This is a genomic window from Micromonospora sp. NPDC049171, assembly GCF_040648275.1.
Classification (GTDB): domain Bacteria; phylum Actinomycetota; class Actinomycetes; order Mycobacteriales; family Micromonosporaceae; genus Micromonospora.
Window position 1 is genome coordinate 22652 of sequence record NZ_JBEZDJ010000012.1, and the last position, 18955, is coordinate 41606.

The following is an 18955-nucleotide window of genomic DNA, read 5'->3' on the forward strand; positions in this document are numbered from 1 at the left end:
TGCACCCTATGCGGTGCGGCGATCCACCTCGCTCGGGGTGCCCCGGGGAACCTCCGCGCCGTGCACCCGGAGGAACCCGGCGACCGCCGCCGGCCAGCCGAACTCCTCGGCCCGCTCCCGGGCCGCACGCCGCCGCCGCGCCTCCGGGCGAGCCACGATGCGGCGCACCGCCTCGGCCATCGACGCGCCCGAGCCGTACGCGGCCACGCCCGCGTCGCCGACCACCTCGGGCAGCGCGCTGGCCGCGTTGACCACCACCGGGGTGCCACTGGCCAGCGCCTCCAGCCCGGCGAGGCCGAACGTCTCCACCGGGCCCGGCGCCAGCACGACGTCCGCGCTGGCGAGCAACGCGGCCACCGCGACGCGGTCCGGTAGGAAACCGGTGAACGTGACCGGCAGTCCCGCCGCCCGACGGGCCAGCGCGCCGCGCAGCGGGCCGTCGCCGGCCAGCACCAGCACCGCCGGTACGCCCATCCGGCGCAGCTCGGCGAGCGCCTGCACGGCCAACTCCGGCCGCTTCTCCGGCGACAGCCGGGCGCAGTGCACAAGCAACAACTCGCCGGGGTCGGCGTAGCGGGCGCGCAGCCGTGGGTCGGCCCGGTCCGGGTGGAAGGTGTCCAGGTCCACCCCGAGCGGCACCAGGTCCACGTTGTCGGCGCCGATCCGGTCGAACTCCTCGGCCGCCCACCGGGTCGTGCAGACGATCCGGTCGTACGCCCGGCTGGTGGCCCGGTTGAGGCGGTCGGCGCTCGGGCGGCGCAGCGCGTCCGGCGCGCCCCACTGGCCGAGCAACCCGGTCAGCGACTCGTGCGACACCATCACCGACGGCACCCCGTGCGCCCGCGCCCACCGGCCGGTCCAGCGCAGTGACAACCGGTCGGAGACCTCCAACCGGTCCGGTGCCAGGTCGGCGAGCAGTCGGGCCAGCCGGCGTCGACCGGCGAGCAGGCGGTAACCGCCACTGCCCGGCAGCTCCGGGCCGGGCAGGGTGATCACCCGCCCCCACGGGTGCGACTCGTCGGCGGCCCGCTGGCCGGGTATCACCAGCACCGGATCGTGCCCGGCCGCCCGGTAGCCCTCCCCGAGGTGCCGCAACGCGGTCCGCAGACCGCCGGAGCGCGGGGTCACGAAGTTGGCGAGCCGCACGATCCGCAGCCCGCCCGCCGCGCCGGTCACGAGGCGGCCGGCAGGCCAACGTTGGCGGCCACGGCGCGTACCGCGTGGTAGTGCCCGATCAGCTCGTCGCCGACGGCCGCCCAGCTACGCCGACTGACCGCGACCCGGGCGGCCAACCCGTAGGCCCGCCGCCGATCGGCGTCCCCGGCCAGTTCGGCGACCGCGGCGGCCAGCGCGTCACCGTCGTTCGGCGGCACCAGCAGCCCGGTCACCCCCTGGTCGACCAGGTCGACCGGGCCACCGCTGGCCGGCGCCACGACCGGCACCCCGGAGGCCAGCGCCTCCTGGATGGTCTGCCCGAAGGTCTCGTGCGGTCCGGTGTGCACGAACAGGTCCAGGCTGGCGTAGAGCCGGGCCAGCTCCTCGCCGTGCTGCACGCCGAGGAAGGTCACCCGGGGCAGGTCCCGGGCCAGCTGGCGGCGGGCCGGGCCGTCCCCGGCCACCACCACCCGCACCCCGGGCAGCCGCGACGTCGCCGCCAGCAGCTCCACCCGCTTCTCCGGGGCGAGCCGACCGACGTAGCCGATCAGCAACTCACCGTTGGGTGCCAGCCGCTCCCGCAGCGCCGCACACCGCTTGGCCGGATCGAAGCGGACGGCGTCCACTCCCCGGCGCCACAGCCAGATCCGCTGCACCCCGTTGGCGATCAGGTCGGCGGCGGCGCGGGTGGACGGGGCGAGGGTCCGCTGCGCCGAGTTGTGGATCTCCCGGAGCCGGCGCCAGGCCGCCGCCTCACCCCAGCTCACCCGGTACGCCCGCGCGTAGGCCGCCACATCGGTCTGATAGACCGCAACCGTGGGCAGCCGGTGCCGGCTGGCCAGCGTGGCCGCCCGTGCGCCGAGGACGAACGGGCTGGCCAGGTGCACCACGTCCGGCTCGGCCGACAGCAGCGCGCCGGTCAACCGGGTGGTGGTGGGCACGCCCAACCGGAAACCCTGATAGCGGGGCAGCGGCACGCTGGGGATGCGCACCACCGGGTACGGCAGCCGGTCGAGGCCCCGCCGGCCGGCACCGGGCGGGGCGGGCGCGATGACCACCGGCTCGTGGCCCCGCTCGAGCAGGTGCTCCGCCGTGCGCACCACGGAGTGCGCGACGCCGTTCACGTCCGGTGGGAACGACTCGGTCACGATGGCGATCCGCATGCCCACACCGTGCGGGTGTCACGGGTGCGCCAGACAACCGCCCGCTGACCGGGCGGCGAACAATGCGGCACAACACCGCGGCCCGGCCCACCCCAACGGGTCAGATGTCGTAACTCGCGCCGGGTCGGACCACGTCGATCGGCCCGGTGTACGCACCGGCGGCCGACTCCAGGGTGTGCGCCTCACTCCCCCAGGCGGGCACCAGATGGGTCAGCAGGAGCCGACCCACCGCGGCCTTGGTCGCCGCCTCACCGGCCTCCCGGCCGGTCAGGTGCAGATCCGGCGGATTGTCCATGCCATCGAGGTAGCTGGCCTCGCAGAGGAACACGTCGGCGTCCTGGGCCAGCCGCAGCAGCGCCGCGCACGGCGCGGTGTCCGAGGAGTAGCACAACGACCGGCCGCCGTGCTCCAGCCGCACGCCGTACGTCTCGACGGGGTGGTTGACCCGGTCGACGGTGACCGCGAACGGGCCGATCGGGAAGGTGCCCGGCTGCAGGGCGTAGAACTGGTAGACGTCCTCCACCGAGCCGTCGTCGCCGTACGCGGCGCTGAGCCGGTCCGGTGCGCCGGCGGGCGCGTACACCGGCAACGGCGGATAGGGGCCGTCCGGGGCGTACCGGCGCACGACCACGTACAGAACGGCGTCGAACATGTGGTCGCAGTGCAGGTGGGTCAGCAGGATCGCGTCCGGGGCGTGCAGTCCCGCGTACCGCTGGAGGCTGGACAACGAGCCGGAGCCGAAGTCGACGAGGAGCCGGAAGCCGTCGGCTTCGACGAGATAGGCCGAGCAGGGCGACTCGGGGCCGGGAAAACTGCCGGCGCTGCCCAGGACGGTCAGTCGCATCGAGTCGTCTCGCTGTCACTGTCAGTAGCATCCCTGCCGGCCGTTGCCTCAGCCATGATCTCTACCGACGCGTACGTCACGCTGCGCAGCCTACGCTGGGGCACCGGGCGGCAAGAATCATCCGCCGGAAGTTGTCACGAACGTGACACACACTCACGGCGCGGCGGATGCGGTACGGGCCGTCGACACCCGTCGACGGCCCGTACCGGGAAGACCGGCTCGGTCAGGCCCAGAGCTGCCCTTCCAGGGCGTCCTCGGCATCGGCGAGCGTCCCGCCGTACGCGCCGGTGGACAGGTATTTCCATCCACCGTCGCAGACCACGAAGGCCACGTCGGCCCGTCGACCGTCGCGGACCGCCTCGTGCGCCACCGCCAGCGCGGCATGCAGGATGGCGCCCGTGGAGAAGCCGGCGAAGATGCCCTCCACCTCCACGAGTTGGCGGGTACGCAGCACCGCGTCCCGGGTGCCGACCGAGAAGCGCCGGGAGAGCACCGAGGCGTCGTAGAGCTCCGGCACGTAGCCCTCGTCGATGTTGCGCAGGCCGTAGACCAACTCGCCGTAGCGCGGTTCGGCGGCCACGACCTGAATGCCCTCGACCTTTTCCCGCAGGTAGCGCCCGGTGCCCATCAGGGTGCCGGTGGTGCCCAGCCCGGCCACGAAGTGCGTGATGCTGGGCAGGTCGTGCAGCAGCTCCGGCCCGGTCGTCTCGTAGTGCGCCCGCGCGTTCGCCTCGTTGCCGTACTGGTAGAGCATCACCCAGTCGGGGTGCTCGGCGGCGATCTGCTTGGCGGTGGCGACCGCCTGGTTGGAACCACCCGCCGCCGGCGAGAAGATGATCTCGGCCCCGTACATCCGGAGCAGCTGGATCCGCTCGGTGGAGACGTTCTCGGGCATCACACAGACCAGCCGGTAGCCGCGCAGCTTGGCCACCATCGCCAACGAGATGCCGGTGTTGCCACTCGTCGGTTCGAGGATGGTGTCACCCGCGCGGAGCCGGCCAGCCTCCTCCGCCGCCCGGACCATGAACAGCGCCGCGCGATCCTTGATGCTGCCGGTGGGGTTGCGGTCCTCCAGTTTGGCCCAGAGCCGCACCGGCGGGGCACCGTCGGGCACCGTCGGAGAGAGCCGGGGCAGGCCGACCAGCGGCGTGCCCCCACAGGCGTCGAGCAGGCTTTCGTACCGCGCCATGGCGGCCGACCTCAGCGAGCCGCGACGGCGGCGTGCCCGCTGGCCGCCACTGCCGCGGCGCTGTGCGAGCTGATCGCCGCGGCCGCGGCGAAGCCGAACGCGCCGCCGGCCACGGCCGGCAGGATGGTGACACTGTCGCCGTCGGAGAGCTTGGCGTCCAGTGCGCCGAGGAAACGGACGTCCTCGTCGTTGACGTAGACGTTGACGAAGCGGTGCAGCGTGCCCGCGTCGGTGATCAGCCGGCCGCGCAGACCGCCGTGCCGGGAATCCAGGTCGGTGAGCAGATCGGCGAGCGTGTCGCCAGCGCCGTCGACGACCTTGGCGCCGCCGGTGTAGCTGCGCAGGATGGTGGGGATGCGAACCTCAATGGCCATGATGTCGAACTCCTCGATCGGGTGTGCCTACGGTGACGGGACGAGACGGTTGCGGCGCTGACAGGTCAGCGACCGGAACACTCGTAATCGACCGTCGCCGGGCTCTGCCCGAACATGTAGGACTGGACGGCGTGCGGGTCGACGCTGGCCTCCACGACACGGACCGGCTCCTCGGTGACCACGCCGTCGACGATCCGGAACGACCGGATCTCCTCCGCGGCGGGCTCGCGGGTCGAGACGAGCAGGTAGTGCGCGCCCGGCTCACCGGCGAAGGAGACATCCGTCCGCGACGGGTACGCCTCGGTGGCGGTGTGCGAGTGGTAGATGATGACGGGCTCCTCGTCCCGGTCGTCCATCTCCCGCCACACGCGCAGGTGCTCCATCGAGTCGAACTCGTAGAAGGTCATCGACCGCGCGGCATTGTCCATCGGGATGTGCCGGGTCGGGGTGTCGCTGCCGACGGGACCGGCGACCACGCCGCACGCCTCGTCTGGATGATCCCGGCGCGCGTGGGCGACGATCGCGTCGATGATCGACCGGTCGATGCTCAGCACGTGCACCAGCCTAACGCCTGTCGGGCACGGGCCGAAGTGGTGCCGGTCACGCTTAGTCGATCAAGGCGTTGAGCAGCGACTCCTGCAAATATCCGAGGTACGCGTAGACCGAGAGCTGGAACACCCGGCTGGATCCCGGATCCTCGGCGACCGCGTCGTCCAACTCCTCGCCCAGGTCCGTGCCGTCCTTGATCTCCAGACGGACGCCCATCGCGAGCCGGGCGTCGTTGAGCGCCCGTAGCCACGCCTCGGCCGCCTCGGCGTCCAGCCGCACCTCACCGCCGGCGTCGTCCGGCAGCGCGGCCAGGATCGCCCCCGCCTGATCGATCTTCGCGGTCTTCAGGTCGCCCTCGGTGTAGCGGCGGAACTCGGCCGTCCCGGGAGCGTCCTGCGGATAGACCGCCGGGAAGAGCCGACCGACGACCGGGTCGGTGTGGTCGAAGCCGTCAGTGAGCAGGCCAACCACCTCGGAGGCGACCTTGCGCAGCACCCGCACCTCGTCGACGGCGAAGGTGGCGACGTAGCGGCCGGCCTGCCGGCGGAACATGCTCACGACTTGTCCACCGTCGCCCACAGCCCGTACGCGTGCAGCTGCGACGCGTCGTGCTCCATCCGTTCCCGTGCACCGGTGGAGACCACGGCACGCCCCTTGTGGTGCACGTCCAGCATCAACTGCTCGGCCCTCTCCCGGCTGTAGCCGAAAAGCTTCTGGAAGACCCAGGTCACGTACGTCATCAGATTGACCGGGTCGTCCCACACGATCGTCACCCATTGCCGGTCAGCCGCCGGCACCTCATCAGTGTCCGGCGTCTCGACCGGTGCAACCTGTGGAGCCGCCATACCCCCCATCGTGCCACCGGTTTCCCGGAACCGAGGAACCGGAACGCCGGCCCGGCGCGGATCGCCCACCCCGGACACCCCTGACCCGCCCTGGACACCGTCGGACGCGTGCGGGGACGCGGCCCCGGACTCGGGGGCGGCCACGCCGTCAGGCGAGCAGGATGCCGTGATCGACTGCATCGGAGAGCACCGCGCCCAGCGAGAGGCGGATCACCTCGAACCGTCGGGAGACCTCCCGGGACAACCCCAGCTCGACCTCCCGCACCGCGCGCTGGGACCAGGCCCGCGCCGCGCTGTGGTCGTCGTTGCCGGGGGTACGCCACTGCTGCCAGCACCCGCCGGAGAGCGCCACCGCAACCGGCGGGAGCACCTCGGCGCGGGACGCGGGCGGATAGTTGGCGAGGGCGTCGATCGCCTCCGGGCCGGTCAACGTGGCCACCCCGGCCGTGCTGGTGATCAGGAGCACCTTGTCCAGCTCGTGGCCGGGCCGATCATCGGCCAGGCCGTACTGCACTGCGGTGGCGATCCGCCGCCGCACCCCTTCGACCGGCGGCCCACCGAGCACCCGGGCCGCGGCGTCGGCCATGATGCCGCGCACCGCCTGGTCGCACTGGGCGGTGGCCAACAGCGACAACGCCGCCATCTCCCGGTCCAGGAGGTCCGGTAGGCCCGCGCAACCGACCCCGAACACGATCTCCTGGACGGCCCGCAGGTGGATGTTGGCCAGCTCCAGTGCGAGATGCTGGCGGATCCGCTGCGCACACGATCGGGTCTGCCGGTCGAGGTGCTCGGACCAGCCGCCCGGATCGGCGGCCACGGCGACCCGGTCGTGCTGGCCCGGCGGCACCGGCGGGTCGGCGCTGGCCCGCCGCAGCCCCTCGCCCGACGACCAAACCACCAACGCCCGCCGCAGGTCGGCGGCGGAGTCGGCGGAGTGGGCGTCGACCGGGAACCACCGCGCGCCGGCCAGCGCCGGCACCGCGGCCAACAGCGCCGCGCGGTGGGCCGCCACGGTCACCGCGGCCGCGTCCACCTCGGTCGCCCGACCGGCAGCCGGCGGGACGGACGCCCCCGCGTCCTCCGTCGTCGCCATACCGTCGGACGGCGGGGCCCAACCCGCCACGCCGGGAGTCACCGCGAAGACGACCTCCACCGCGGTCGGTGCGACCTCGGCGAGCAGGTTCAGCTCGGCGGCGGTGAACGCCTGGTCGGCGGCGATCACGAAGAGCAGTGCACCGGCCCGGCCCACCGCGTCGAGCAGCACCGGCCTGCCGGCCAGGCCGAACGTGGCGGTGTCCGGTGAGTCGATCAGGGTGAAGTGCCGCAGCAGCGGCTCGGGCACGCTCAGCTCGACCCGCCGGGGTGGACGGGCCAACGCCGGGCCGGCCGCGTTCCGGTCTGCCCCGTAGGAGTGGGGCTGGCGGTATCCGGGCACGAACGCCGCCCGGGTGGGCACCTTGGCGTTGCGTACCAGTAGCCAACTGCCGGCCGGCACGGTGAGCATGACCGGGTCGAGCCCGAGCAGCGTGGCGAGCACGGCGCGTCGCTCGGCACCGGCCGGGCCGACCGCGACCACGCCAAGGGGCTCGTCCGGGGCCGGGCTGGTCACGCCGACCTGGGTGGGCAGCGGACCGCAGCTGGGCAGATCGACCGGGCCGGCCACGTCGTCCGACGAGTCGACCGAGGGGAGAGGGCCCTGCTTCATCAGGTGGCCTCCCGGGGCAGGCGACCGGACGCCCGGTCGGGTGCGAAATCCGGTGAAGAAACCCGGATGCCGGAAGACTACGTGCGGGTCGGCAACCAGGTGGAACACTCCGGATACTCACCGGTAATTGTGCGACTACTCAACTTCGTTGAGTGACGGTGCGGGCGCGGACGGATTCCGGTCGATATGCTGCGCGAATGAGTCGATGGAAGTTCGTCGGCCGGACCGACGAGCTCAACCGCCTGCTGGCGGCGGTGACCGGCGAGGCTGGTCGGGGGCTCTTCTTCAGCGGCAGCGCCGGGATCGGCAAGAGTCGGCTGCTGCGCGAGGGCCTGAGCACGTTGCCCACCGAACGCTTCGCGATCTGGTCCATCGCGGCCAGCGCCACCACCGCGGCGCTGCCGTTCGGCGGGCTGGTGCAGGTCCTCCCCGCCGAGCAGCCCCAGGGCCTCTCCCCCGCCGGCATCCTGCGCTGGGCGCTCAACGTGCTGCAACAGCAGGCGGCTGGTCGACGGATCGTGCTCGCCATCGACGACGCCCACCTGCTCGACCCACCCTCGGCGGCGCTGGTCCACCTGGTCGCCCGCTCGGAGAACGCCACAGTGGTCGGCACCCTGCGCGACGGCGAGCAGATCCCCCTGCCGATCCGCGCACTCTGGACAGACGATCTGGTCGAGCACGTCGAGCTGACCCCGATGCCGCAGGCGGAGACCGCTGGTCTGTTGGCGGCGATCCTGGGCGGCCCGGTCGACGCCGGCTCCGCCGACCGGCTCGGCCGGCTGTCGGCCGGAAACCCGCTGCTGCTGCGGGAGCTGGTGCACGCCGCCAACGGCAGCTCCGAGTTGAAACGCACCTACGGGATCTGGAAGTGGACCGGGCGACTGGAGCTGGCGCCCAACCTGACCGACCTCATCGACACCCGGGTCGGCAAACTCACCGACGGCGTCCGCGCGGTCGTCGAGCTCGTCGCGTTCGGCGAACCACTCGGCCTGTACCTCCTGCGGCAGGCCGCCGACCAGTCGGACGTGGAGACCGCCGAGGAGCGCGGGCTGATCAGCGTGGTCCAGCACGACCGACGCACCAACGTGCGGCTGGCCCACCCGCTCTACGGCGAGGTGATGCGCCGCCGCTGCCCGGTCAGCCGCACCCGCCGACTTCAGGCCCACCTCGCGGAGCTGCTCGAGCAGGTCGGCAAGCGCCGCCGCGACGACCTGCTGCGGGTCGCGGTGTGGCGCCTCGACTCCGGCACCGCACAGGACCCGGCCCTGCTGGTGGACGCGGCGGTCCAGGCGTTCACCCGCTACGACGTGCCGCTGGCGACCCGGCTGGCACGTGCCGCGTTGCACGCCGGTGGTGGCTCCGACGCGGCCGAGCTGCTGGCCACCATCCTGATGTTCGCCGACCGGCCGGACGAGGCCATCGACGTCCTCGACGCGGTGACCCCCGAGGCCGGCGACGAGTGGCGGCTCTGCCGTTGGCTGACCGTGCGCGGGATGGTCAGCTACTGGGGGCTGAGCCAGGAGTCCACCGTGGAGGAGATCGCGAGCCGCGTCGAGCAGCTCAGCGACTCCGCGGACCGGTCCCGGGTGCACGCCTTCGAGGCGATCATGCGCCTGCACCGACTGGACACGACCACCGCGGTCCGGCTCAGCCAACAGGTGTTGGACCGGCCGGCCGCCGGCGTCGCCGCCCGCGAGCTGGCCCGCTGCACCATCGCGTACGTCCAGGCCGCGCAGGGCCAGCTGACCCGCAGCGGTACGGCGATCGCCCAGGTGCACTCCGCCGTGGCCAACTGGCGCACCGACATGCCGTACCTGCAACTGGCTCTGGAGCTGGCCCGGGGCACCCGGCTCATGTTGACCGGAGACCTGGCCGGGATCGACGCGATAGTGGCCGACGAGTTCGCCGACCTCGCCGGCGCCGGTGACTTCCGGCTCGGCACCGGCTACCTGGCCATCCTCCAGTCGTACGCGGCCCGGTTGCGCGGGCAGAGCGACGCCGCCATCCGGGCCTCGCTGGGTGCCTGCGCGGTGTTGGCCACCAGCCGGGTCTACGCCGGTCTGGCCCAGGCCGAGCGAGCCCAGTCCGCCGCGCTGCGCGGTGACGCCACGCAGGCCGCCGTGGCGATGGCCGAGGCGGACCGCACCCACGCACCCGGCATGGCGGTGCTCTACCCGTGGCTGGAGCAGGCCCGCGGTGCGACGCTCGCCGCGTCGGGTGACCTGCCGGGTGCGGTCAAACAGCTCAGTGACCTGGTGGACCGGCTGCGCGCGGACGGCTTCGCCGGGCACGAGGTGCACGTCCTGCACGATCTCGTCCGGCTGGACCAGGCCGGCATGCCGATCGGGCCCACCTGCTCCGACGGTGGCCGGCGTACGGTGGCGCAGCGCCTGGCCGAGCTGTCCGAGCGGGTCGACGGGGTGCTTCCACCGCTGCTGGCCCGGCATGCCCGCGCGGCGGTGACCGACTCCGCCGCGGATCTGCTCGCGGTCGCCGACGACTACGCCGCACTGGAGTTGGCCGTGTATGCCGCCGAGGCCACCGCCCAGGCCGTGCAGCGGTTGCGCCGGCAGCACTCCACCGCGGCCAACGACGCCCGGGAACGCCTGGCGGGCCTGCTCGGCGGTTGCGACCTGATCCGGACGCCAGCGCTGCACGCGGGCGCACCGGTGCTCACCGAACGCGAGTGGCAGGTTGCCCGCCTCGCCGCGCACGGCACGCCCAGCCGGGCCATCGCGGAACGGCTCTACCTCTCGGCACGCACGGTGGAGAACCACCTCCAGCGGATCTACGCCAAACTCGGCGTGGCGGGCCGAGCCGAGCTGGGGGCCGCGCTGCGCGCGATCCCGGGCCACGAGGGCGGCGACGCGGACTGAACCTTAGGCTGGGGCCGTGAGCATCAACCGCCCCGCACTGCTGACCGACCACTACGAGCTGACCATGGTCAGTGCGGCACTGAGGGACGGCACCGCCGACCGCCGGTGCGTCTTCGAGGTGTTCAGCCGCCGGCTGCCCAGCGGCCGCCGCTACGGCGTGGTCGCCGGAACGGCCCGGCTGATCGAGCTGATCCGCGACTTCAGGTTCGACCCCACCGAGGTCGACTTCCTACTGCGGACCGGGGTGGTCGACGACGCGGCCGCGGCCTGGCTCACCGACTACCGCTTCACCGGCGACATCGACGGGTACGCCGAGGGTGAGCTGTTCTTCCCCGGTTCACCGATCCTCACCGTCTCCGGCGGTTTCGCCGAGTGTGTGGTGCTGGAGACACTTGTGCTCTCCGTGCTCAACCACGACAGCGCGGTGGCCGCGGCGGCGGCACGGATGGTGACCGCGGCACGGGGTCGAGCGCTCATCGAGATGGGGTCGCGCCGAGCCCACGAGGAGGCGGCGGTGGCCGCGGCGCGGGCCGCGTACCTGGCCGGCTTCCGGTTCACCTCCAATCTCGCCGCCGGTGCGCGCTACGGCATCCCGACGGCGGGCACGGCGGCGCACGCCTTCACCCTGTTGCACGACGACGAGCGGGCGGCGTTCGCCTCGCAGGTCGCCACGCTGGGCAAGGACACCACGCTGCTTGTCGACACGTACGACATCAGCCAGGGCATCCGCAACGCGATCGCGGTCGCCGGGCCGGAGCTGCGGGCGGTACGGATCGACTCGGGCGACCTCGCGGTGATCGCCCAACAGTCCCGGGAGCTGCTCGACTCGTTGGGCGCCACCGAGACCAAGATCATTGTTTCCGGCGACCTCGACGAGTACTCGATCGCCGCACTGGCCGCCGAACCGGTGGACATGTACGGCGCCGGCACGGCCGTGGTGACCGGCTCCGGTGCGCCGACCGCCGGGCTGGTCTACAAGCTCGTCGAGGTCGAGGGACGGCCGGTGGTGAAGCGCTCCGAGCACAAGGCGACAATCGGCGGCCGGAAGGTGGCGGTCCGCCGGCACAAGCCGACCGGCACCGCCACCGAGGAGATCATCGTGCCGCAGGGCGTACCGGACCGGCAGCCCAACGACCGCATGCTCCAACACTCGTACGTGGTCGCGGGCGAGCCGGTGTCGCTGCCCACCCTCGACGAGTCGCGCGAGCACCTGCGCGAATGCCTGATCTCCATCCCGTGGGAGGGGCTGAAACTCTCGGCCGGCGACCCGGCGGTGCCGGTCTCCGTCGTGCCCGCCGACTGAGCCTTCCGCTCGATCCGATCTCGAAGGGAGACCCTCGATGGCCAACGCGCTGATCATCGTGGACGTGCAGAACGACTTCTGTGAGGGTGGCTCGCTGGCCGTCGCGGGCGGCGCGGGCGTGGCCGCCGGCATCTCCCGGCTGCTCGCCTCCGAGCCGGACCGCTGGTCGCACGTGGTCGCCACCAAGGACTACCACGTCGACCCGGGAGCGCACTTCGGCGATCCGCCGGATTTCGTGGAGTCCTGGCCGCGGCACTGCGTGGTCGGCACCACCGGGTCGGAGTTCCACCCCGAGCTGCACACCGGTCGGGTCGAGGCGATCTTCCACAAGGGCGAGCACGCGGCGGCGTACTCCGGGTTCGAGGGGCACGCCGACGACGGCGAGTGCCTGGCCGACTGGCTGCGCCGGCACGACGTGGACCGGGTGGATGTGGTCGGCATCGCCACCGACCACTGCGTCCGGGCGACCGCGCTGGACGCGGCCCGGGAGGGGTTCGCCACCACCGTGCTGCTCGAACTCACCGCAGCCGTCGCCCCGGCGACCACCGACGTGGCCCTGCGTGCCATGGACGGCGCCGGGGTAACCCTGCACGGCGAGCCTGTGATCAGGGCCGCATAAGACCGTAATTCGGTGGCCTTCGGGCCGCCGCCGGCCGAGGATGTCGCCGGAGGTACGGACCTACGTGAACATGAAACCTTACCGGCAGGCGCTCGCCCTGCCCGGCCTGCGGTCGCTTCTGTTGGTCGCCGTGCTTGCCCGCATCCCGCTCACCGCGACCGGGGTGACCCTGACCTTCCACGTGGTGCTCGACCTCGATCGAGGCTATGGGGCGGCCGGCCTGGTGGGCACGGCCGTCACCGTGGGCGCGGCGATCGGCGGGCCGCTACTGGGCCGACTGGTGGACCGGCGTGGCCTGCGCCCGGTCCTGGTGCTCACCGCCATCGCCGAGGCGATCTTCTGGTCCACCGCTCCCGGCCTGCCGTACCCGCTGCTGCTGCCGGCGGCCTTCGTGGCCGGCTGCCTGGCCCTGCCGATCTTCTCCGTGGTCCGTCAGTCGATCGCCACGCTGGTTCCGGAGGACCAACGCCGCCCCGCGTACGCGCTGGACTCGATGTCTGTGGAACTGTCCTTCATGATCGGCCCGGCGTTGGCGGTGGCCCTGGTCACCGCGATCTCCGCGCAGACCACCATGTACCTGGTCGGTGGTGGAATCGTCGCCGCCGGGATCGCCCTGTGGGTGGTCAACCCGCCGACCCGCGGTGCCGCCGAGGCCACCGGCCCGCAGCGCCGGGTACCGCGTCGGGAGTGGCTGACGCCACGACTGCTCGCCGTGTTGGCGCTCAGCGCCGCCGCGACCCTGGTGCTCGGCGGCACCGACGTGGCGGTGGTCGCCGTCCTGCGGGCCAGCGGCGAGGTCGGCTGGACCGGCGTGGTGCTGGCCATCTGGGCGGTCGCCTCGCTGGTCGGCGGGTTCGCCTACGGGGCCGTGCACCGTTCGTTCTCCCCGCTGGCACTGACCGCCGCCCTCGCCCTGTGCACCATCCCGGTCGGGCTGGGCGGCGCGCACTGGTGGTTGCTGTGCCTGGCGCTGATCCCGGCCGGCGCCCTCTGTGCGCCGACCATCGCGGCGTCCTCCGACGCGGTCAGCCGCCTGGTCCCGGCTGCCGTCCGCGGTGAGGCCATGGGCCTGCACGGATCTGCGGTCACCGTCGGCATCGCGATCGGCGCGCCGCTCGCCGGTGCGGTCATCGACGCCACCGCGCCGCTCTGGGGCTTCGTGGTCACCGGCGCGCTCGGCGCACTTGTCACCCTGGTGGTGCTCCCGATCGAGCTACGCCGCCGCCGCAACGCCGCCGCCTCCCCGCCGCCGCCCGTCGAGGCCGACCTCACCCCCGCCGCCCGCTGACCGGGCCGCCCCGACAGGTCTCGCGCCGACGCGTTGAGGGTCGGAGGCGCAGCGACCTGGTCAGTCCCGGACGTGCCGCGCGGCCTCGACCAGTCTGGCGCCCGCCGGGCATCCTGCCCGCATGCGGGCATGCGGGCATGCGGGCATGCGGGCATGCGGGCATGCGGGCATGCGGGCATGCTGAAGAGTGTGATGCCTGTGAGTCATCTTGATGACTCACAGGCATCAGTCGCTTCGGGCACCTAGCTCCCTTCGGGGCCGGGCCGGGCCGGGCCGCCGACAAGACCGCGCCGCAGGCAGCAACATCCGGGAAGTTGCGCGGATCTTGGCGCAGGCGCAGGCGCGGGGGCGGGGGCGGACGCCCGGGGGCGGGCACGGAAACCCGGGGCGGACGCGGAAACCCGGGGCGGACGCGGGAGCGCCGGGACGCCGGGGGCGCGGGCGCGAGGCGCGGGGCGCGGGGCGCGCGGACGCGCGGACGCGAGGCGCACGGGCGCTTGGCCGGACATGGCGACGGGCGCCGCTCCCGGTGGTTCCGGGGGCGGCGCCCGTCGTACGGCTGGGCTTGCTCGTCAGTGCCGGTCGATGTCGCTTGCGGTGTCCTCGCGGTAGCTGGCACCGCCGTCCGACTCGCTGGTGAGCGGCTTCGAGCCACCCTCCGGCGGGCCGGCCAGGCTCTGGCCGCCGGCAGCCAGCTCCGGGAACTTCTCGTCGAACGCCGGCCGCTCGGAGCGGATGCGGGGCATCCGGTCGAAGTTGCGCAGCGGCGGCGGGCTGCTGGTCGCCCACTCCAGCGAGTTGCCGTGACCCCAGGGATCGTTCACCTCGACCACCGGGCCGGTCTTGTACGACTTCCAGCAGTTGTAGAGGAACGGCAGCGTGGAGATACCGGTGATGAACGCGCCGATCGTGGAGATCGTGTTCAGCGTGGTGAAGCCGTCGCTGGGCAGGTAGTCGGCGTACCGGCGGGGCATGCCCTCGTTGCCCAGCCAGTGCTGCACCAGGAACGTGGTGTGGAAACCGATCATGGTGAGCCAGAAGTGCACCTTGCCCAGGCGCTCGTCGAGCATCCGGCCGAACATCTTCGGGAACCAGAAGTAGATGCCGGCGAAGACCGCGAACACGATGGTGCCGAAAAGCACGTAGTGGAAGTGCGCCACCACGAAGTACGAGTCCGACACGTGGAAGTCGATCGGCGGGCTGGCCAGCAGCACACCGGTGAGACCACCGAAGAGGAAGGTGACCAGGAAGCCGATCGCCCAGAGCATGGGCGTCTCGAAGCTGACCTGACCCCGCCACATGGTGCCGATCCAGTTGAAGAACTTCATACCGGTCGGCACGGCGATCAGGTAGCTCAGGAAGCTGAAGAACGGCAGCAGCACCTGGCCGGTGGCGAACATGTGGTGCGCCCAGACGCTCATGGAGAGCGCGGCGATCGCGACGGTCGCGGCGACCAGACCCTTGTAGCCGAAGATCGGCTTGCGGGAGAAGACCGGGATGACCTCGCTGATGATGCCGAAGAACGGCAGCGCGACGATGTAGACCTCGGGGTGCCCGAAGAACCAGAACAGGTGCTGCCAGAGCATCGGCCCACCGGTCGCGGCGTCGTACACGTGGGCGCCGAGGATGCGGTCCGCGGCGAGCGCGAAGAGCGCGGCGGCCAGCAGCGGGAAGACCAGGATCACCAGGAGGCTGGTGACCAGGATGTTCCAGGTGAAGATCGGCATCCGGAACATGGTCATGCCGGGCGCACGCAGGGTGAGCACCGTGGTGATCATGTTCACCGCGCCGAGGATGGTGCCCAGACCGGAGATGGCCAAACCCATGATCCACATGTTGGCGCCGACGCCGGGCGAGTGCTCGACGCTGCTCAGCGGCGCGTACGCGAACCAGCCGAAGTCGGCGGCGCCACCCGGGGTGAGGAACCCGGCGGTCGCCATCGTGCCGCCGAACAGGTACAGCCAGTAGGCGAAGCTGTTCAGGCGGGGGAAGGAGACGTCGGGCGCACCGATCTGGATCGGCACGATGTAGTTGGCGAAAGCGAACACGATCGGCGTCGCGAAGAACAGCAACATGATCGTGCCGTGCATCGTGAAGAGCTGGTTGTACTGCTCGGGCGACAGGAACTGCAGCCCGGGTCGGGCCAGCTCAGCCCGCATGACCAGGGCCATCAGGCCACCGATCATGAAGAACACGAACGCGGTGACCATATACATGATCCCGATTTGCTTCGCGTCCGTGGTTCGCAGCAGCCGCGCGATGGCCGACCCCTTGACCGGCTCCCGGACCGGCCAGGGCCGGGTCACGACCGGCTTGGGTGCGACGGTGGTCACGAGTGGCCTCCGGTTCTCGGTTGTCCCGCTCGGCACACGCTGGTTATCGGCGGGCCGTCATCCGCAAGGAGGATAGTCCCCGGCAGGTCGCAGCGCCGCGTGGGGTGGCGTGACACGATCTACTACGGGCCTACAGCGGGCCGAGCAGTAACCGGTAGTGCTCCCCGAAGATCCGGCCGCCGCGCCCGCGCAGCAGCGGGTCGCGCAGCGCCGGCGGCACGTCCCTGGTCCGGTTGCGGTCCCGGGTCCGGTCCCGCACCCATCGGGTACGCGGACGACGACGACTCTCGTACGCCACCAGGGCCGCTTCCACGCTGCCGGCGGCGCGCAGCGACTCCGCCAGCACCACCGCGTCCTCCAGCGCCATCGCCGCACCCTGGGACAGAGTGGGCGCGGTGGCGTGGGCGGCGTCCCCGACCAGGAGCACCCGCCCCCGGTGCCAGCGGCCCAACTCGACCTCGTCGGTGATCCCGACGTGCACCCGGTCGAGTGCCGCCAGCACCTCCGGCACCGGGCCGCGGTAGTCGGCGAAGAGGTCGCGCAGCCGGGCCAGCGGGTCGGCGGGCGCCTCCGTGCCGGCCTCGTCGGCGTAGAGGTGCAGTCGCCCGGCGCCGATCGGCACCATGAGGAACCCGGAGCGCTGGCCGAGCAGGGCGGTCCACTCGGTGACGGGCGGGCCGTCGCGCAGCACCGCCCGGTAGACCACCTGACCGACCGGGCGGGGCGGCCCGCCGAGCGCGGCCAGCGCGCGCACCGAGGAGCGTGGCCCGTCGGCGCCGATGACCAGGTCGTACTCGGTGGTGGTGCCGTCGGTGAAGGTGACACCGACCGCCCCCGGCAGCAGCTCCAGGGTGCGGACCTCGGCGCCGTGCCGGACGGCGCCGCCGGCGCCGCTGAGCAGCACCCGGTGCAGGTCGGCCCGGGGTAGCGCCCGGCATTCGCCGACGCCGGCCCAGAGGGTGTCCAGGTCGACCTCGCAGAGTCGCGCGCCGGTGGCGTCGAAGAACCGCTGCCGGTGGATCACCTGCCCGAGCGGGCGGACCGGGTGGTGCAGACCGAGCCGGTGCAGCGCGCGGGCGGCGTTGCCGGGCAGGTAGAGGCCGGCTTCGGTGCACTCCCCGGGTGGCAGCTTCTCCGTGACGTCGGGCCGGAAGCCGGCGAGGCGCAGCGCCCGGGCCACGGCCAGGCCGGCGATGCCCGCGCCGACGACGAGGATGCGCAGGGGGGAGCCACCCATGGTGGTGTACGCCTCCGGAGGGGGAGCGGAACGCGTTGGAGGCAACACGCTACTCGGAGCGATCGACGCACGCCAGGCCCATTCGGCCGTCCGGAGCCGCTCGTCGGCGTGTCGCGGTCGTGAGCCGGTAGCCCGTCGACAGCCGTCCGGTGGGACGCGGTAATCCGCACGATTCCTCACTTTGACGCGTGCGGTTGCGCAGCAGTTTCAGACATGTAAATGTGTCTTTGAGCGTGGGAGCGCTCCCGCACGACCCCACCACATCCGGCGCCCGGCATGCGCCGAGTCAAGGAGCGTCATGAAACGTCAACTTCGGGCCCTGGCCGCCGCCGGCCTGCTGCTCGCCGGCTCACTGGTAGCGGTGGCCTTCGGCGGCACCGCCTCCGCCGACACCCAGATCTGCGAGCAGTACGGCTCGACCGTGATCCAGGGGCGGTACGTGGTGCAGAACAACCGCTGGGGCACCACCGCCCAGCAGTGCATCAACGCGACCAGCAACGGCTTCGAGATCACCACCCTCAACGGCAGCAGCCCCACCAACGGCGCGCCGACGGCGTACCCCTCGATCTTCTTGGGTTGCCACTACACCAACTGCTCCCCCGGCACGAACCTGCCGATGCAGGTGAGCCAGATCAGCAGCGCCACCAGCAGCATCTCCTACCGCTACGTCGGCGGGGCGACCTACAACGCGTCGTACGACATCTGGCTGGACCCCTCGCCCAAGCGCGACGGGGTGAACCAGATGGAGATCATGATCTGGCTCAACCGGCAGGGCTCGATCCAGCCCATCGGCTCGGTCGTCGGCTCGACGAACCTGGCCGGCCGGACGTGGCAGGTGTGGCAGGGCAGCAACGGCTCCAACAACGTCATCTCGTACGTCGCGCCGTCGGCGATCTCCAGCCTGAACTTCAGCGTGCTGGACTTCATCAACGACGTCCGCAACCGGGGCGCGATCAACAACTCCTGGTACCTGACCAGCATCCAGGCCGGCTTCGAGCCGTGGCAGGGCGGCGTCGGCCTCGCGGTGACCTCGTTCTCGGCCAACGTCAACGGCGGCGGCCAGCCGCCGACGACCCCGCCGCCGGGCGGCGCCCGGTGCGCGGTGAAGTACACCGCCAACTCCTGGAACAACGGCTTCACCGCCGACGTGCTGATCAGCAACACCGGGTCCAGCGCGATCAACGGTTGGACGCTGAACTACAGCCTGCCCGGCGGGCAGCAGGTCACCAACGCCTGGAACGCCACGGTGAGCCAGAGCGGGTCCGCGGTGACCGCCCGCAACATCAGCCACAACGGGTCCATCGCACCCGGCGGCACGGCCAGCTTCGGCTACCAGGGCACGCTGAGCGGGGCGTACTCGTCCCCGACCAACTTCTCGCTCAACGGGGCAAGCTGCTCCCGGAGCTGAGTGCTCTCGACAGGCTGCGGGGGCGTGACAGTTCAGGTCACGCCCCCGCGGCGTCTGTCGGTGCCGG

16 protein-coding genes are annotated in these 18955 nt (G+C 72.2%); 5 read left to right on the top strand and 11 right to left on the bottom strand.

The window, feature by feature from the left end; all coding sequences use genetic code 11:
• Positions 1–6: 6 nt before the first annotated feature.
• From AB0B14_RS16710 to AB0B14_RS16750, 9 genes are all read right to left on the bottom strand, one after another.
• Entirely contained in the window at positions 7–1176 is a 1170-nt protein-coding gene (locus tag AB0B14_RS16710) for a glycosyltransferase (RefSeq protein ID WP_357522917.1), read from the bottom strand.
• A complete protein-coding gene (locus AB0B14_RS16715) occupies positions 1173–2318 on the bottom strand; it encodes a glycosyltransferase family 1 protein (protein WP_357522918.1) in 1146 nt (381 codons plus the stop codon). Before AB0B14_RS16715 ends, AB0B14_RS16710 begins: the two co-directional genes overlap by 4 nt.
• Before the next feature lie 100 nt (positions 2319–2418).
• Positions 2419–3162 (bottom strand): MBL fold metallo-hydrolase, encoded by a 744-nt coding sequence (locus tag AB0B14_RS16720; RefSeq protein ID WP_357072165.1) that lies wholly within the window; start codon positions 3160–3162, stop codon positions 2419–2421.
• 223 nt (positions 3163–3385) lie between these two features.
• Entirely contained in the window at positions 3386–4351 is a 966-nt protein-coding gene (locus AB0B14_RS16725) for a cysteine synthase (RefSeq protein WP_357072162.1), read from the bottom strand.
• 11 nt (positions 4352–4362) lie between these two features.
• Positions 4363–4725, bottom strand: a complete 363-nt coding sequence (locus AB0B14_RS16730) for a MoaD/ThiS family protein (RefSeq protein ID WP_357072159.1) — start codon at positions 4723–4725, stop codon at positions 4363–4365.
• 65 nt (positions 4726–4790) lie between these two features.
• Complete coding sequence (locus tag AB0B14_RS16735) at positions 4791–5279, bottom strand: M67 family metallopeptidase (RefSeq protein ID WP_357072156.1); 489 nt, start codon at positions 5277–5279, stop codon at positions 4791–4793.
• A gap of 52 nt (positions 5280–5331) precedes the next feature.
• Complete coding sequence (locus AB0B14_RS16740) at positions 5332–5826, bottom strand: DUF2017 domain-containing protein (RefSeq protein WP_355033101.1); 495 nt, start codon at positions 5824–5826, stop codon at positions 5332–5334.
• 2 nt (positions 5827–5828) lie between these two features.
• Positions 5829–6119, bottom strand: coding sequence for an ATP-dependent Clp protease adapter ClpS (gene clpS / locus AB0B14_RS16745; protein WP_139583456.1), 291 nt, complete (start codon positions 6117–6119; stop codon positions 5829–5831).
• Positions 6120–6267: 148 nt separating this feature from the next.
• Positions 6268–7824 (bottom strand): hypothetical protein, encoded by a 1557-nt coding sequence (locus AB0B14_RS16750; RefSeq protein WP_357072153.1) that lies wholly within the window; start codon positions 7822–7824, stop codon positions 6268–6270.
• 197 nt (positions 7825–8021) lie between these two features.
• Between AB0B14_RS16750 and AB0B14_RS16755 the strand changes: the two genes are divergently transcribed.
• Genes AB0B14_RS16755 through AB0B14_RS16770 form a run of 4 tightly spaced genes read left to right on the top strand, consistent with a single transcriptional unit; the run spans position 8022 to position 13910 of the window.
• On the top strand, positions 8022–10700 hold the full coding sequence (locus AB0B14_RS16755; protein ID WP_357522919.1) for a LuxR C-terminal-related transcriptional regulator: 2679 nt from the start codon (positions 8022–8024) through the stop codon (positions 10698–10700).
• 16 nt (positions 10701–10716) lie between these two features.
• Positions 10717–12003 (top strand): nicotinate phosphoribosyltransferase, encoded by a 1287-nt coding sequence (locus tag AB0B14_RS16760; RefSeq protein WP_357072147.1) that lies wholly within the window; start codon positions 10717–10719, stop codon positions 12001–12003.
• A 37-nt stretch (positions 12004–12040) separates the two neighbouring features.
• Positions 12041–12622: an isochorismatase family protein gene (locus AB0B14_RS16765; RefSeq protein WP_357072144.1), complete on the top strand. Its 582-nt coding sequence runs from the start codon at positions 12041–12043 to the stop codon at positions 12620–12622.
• A 40-nt stretch (positions 12623–12662) separates the two neighbouring features.
• Positions 12663–13910: an MFS transporter gene (locus AB0B14_RS16770; protein ID WP_357072141.1), complete on the top strand. Its 1248-nt coding sequence runs from the start codon at positions 12663–12665 to the stop codon at positions 13908–13910.
• A 572-nt stretch (positions 13911–14482) separates the two neighbouring features.
• Here AB0B14_RS16770 and ctaD read toward each other — a convergent pair.
• Together ctaD and AB0B14_RS16780 are read right to left on the bottom strand one after the other, a co-directional pair.
• Positions 14483–16243, bottom strand: coding sequence for a cytochrome c oxidase subunit I (gene ctaD / locus AB0B14_RS16775; protein WP_357072138.1), 1761 nt, complete (start codon positions 16241–16243; stop codon positions 14483–14485).
• 130 nt (positions 16244–16373) lie between these two features.
• Entirely contained in the window at positions 16374–17480 is a 1107-nt protein-coding gene (locus AB0B14_RS16780) for an FAD-dependent monooxygenase (RefSeq protein ID WP_357072135.1), read from the bottom strand.
• A 298-nt stretch (positions 17481–17778) separates the two neighbouring features.
• Here AB0B14_RS16780 and AB0B14_RS16785 point away from each other — a divergent pair, with 298 nt between their 5' ends.
• Positions 17779–18888 carry a cellulose binding domain-containing protein gene (locus AB0B14_RS16785; RefSeq protein WP_357072132.1) on the top strand — a complete coding sequence of 370 codons (1110 nt, stop codon included), beginning with the start codon at positions 17779–17781 and terminating at the stop codon, positions 18886–18888.
• Positions 18889–18955: the final 67 nt, after the last annotated feature.

Bases quoted from the DNA above. Each gene is read 5' to 3' on its own strand.
- AB0B14_RS16785 (WP_357072132.1), top strand. From the start codon at position 17,779: ATGAAACGTCAACTTCGGGCCCTGGCCGCCGCCGGCCTGCTGCTCGCC.
- AB0B14_RS16765 (WP_357072144.1), top strand. From the start codon at position 12,041: ATGGCCAACGCGCTGATCATCGTGGACGTGCAGAACGACTTCTGTGAG.
- AB0B14_RS16780 (WP_357072135.1), bottom strand. From the start codon at position 17,480: ATGGGTGGCTCCCCCCTGCGCATCCTCGTCGTCGGCGCGGGCATCGCC.
- AB0B14_RS16725 (WP_357072162.1), bottom strand. From the start codon at position 4,351: ATGGCGCGGTACGAAAGCCTGCTCGACGCCTGTGGGGGCACGCCGCTG.
- AB0B14_RS16720 (WP_357072165.1), bottom strand. From the start codon at position 3,162: ATGCGACTGACCGTCCTGGGCAGCGCCGGCAGTTTTCCCGGCCCCGAG.
- AB0B14_RS16715 (WP_357522918.1), bottom strand. From the start codon at position 2,318: ATGCGGATCGCCATCGTGACCGAGTCGTTCCCACCGGACGTGAACGGC.
- AB0B14_RS16740 (WP_355033101.1), bottom strand. From the start codon at position 5,826: ATGTTCCGCCGGCAGGCCGGCCGCTACGTCGCCACCTTCGCCGTCGAC.
- AB0B14_RS16755 (WP_357522919.1), top strand. From the start codon at position 8,022: ATGAGTCGATGGAAGTTCGTCGGCCGGACCGACGAGCTCAACCGCCTG.
- AB0B14_RS16730 (WP_357072159.1), bottom strand. From the start codon at position 4,725: ATGGCCATTGAGGTTCGCATCCCCACCATCCTGCGCAGCTACACCGGC.
- clpS (WP_139583456.1), bottom strand. From the start codon at position 6,119: ATGGCGGCTCCACAGGTTGCACCGGTCGAGACGCCGGACACTGATGAG.
- AB0B14_RS16770 (WP_357072141.1), top strand. From the start codon at position 12,663: ATGTCGCCGGAGGTACGGACCTACGTGAACATGAAACCTTACCGGCAG.
- AB0B14_RS16750 (WP_357072153.1), bottom strand. From the start codon at position 7,824: ATGAAGCAGGGCCCTCTCCCCTCGGTCGACTCGTCGGACGACGTGGCC.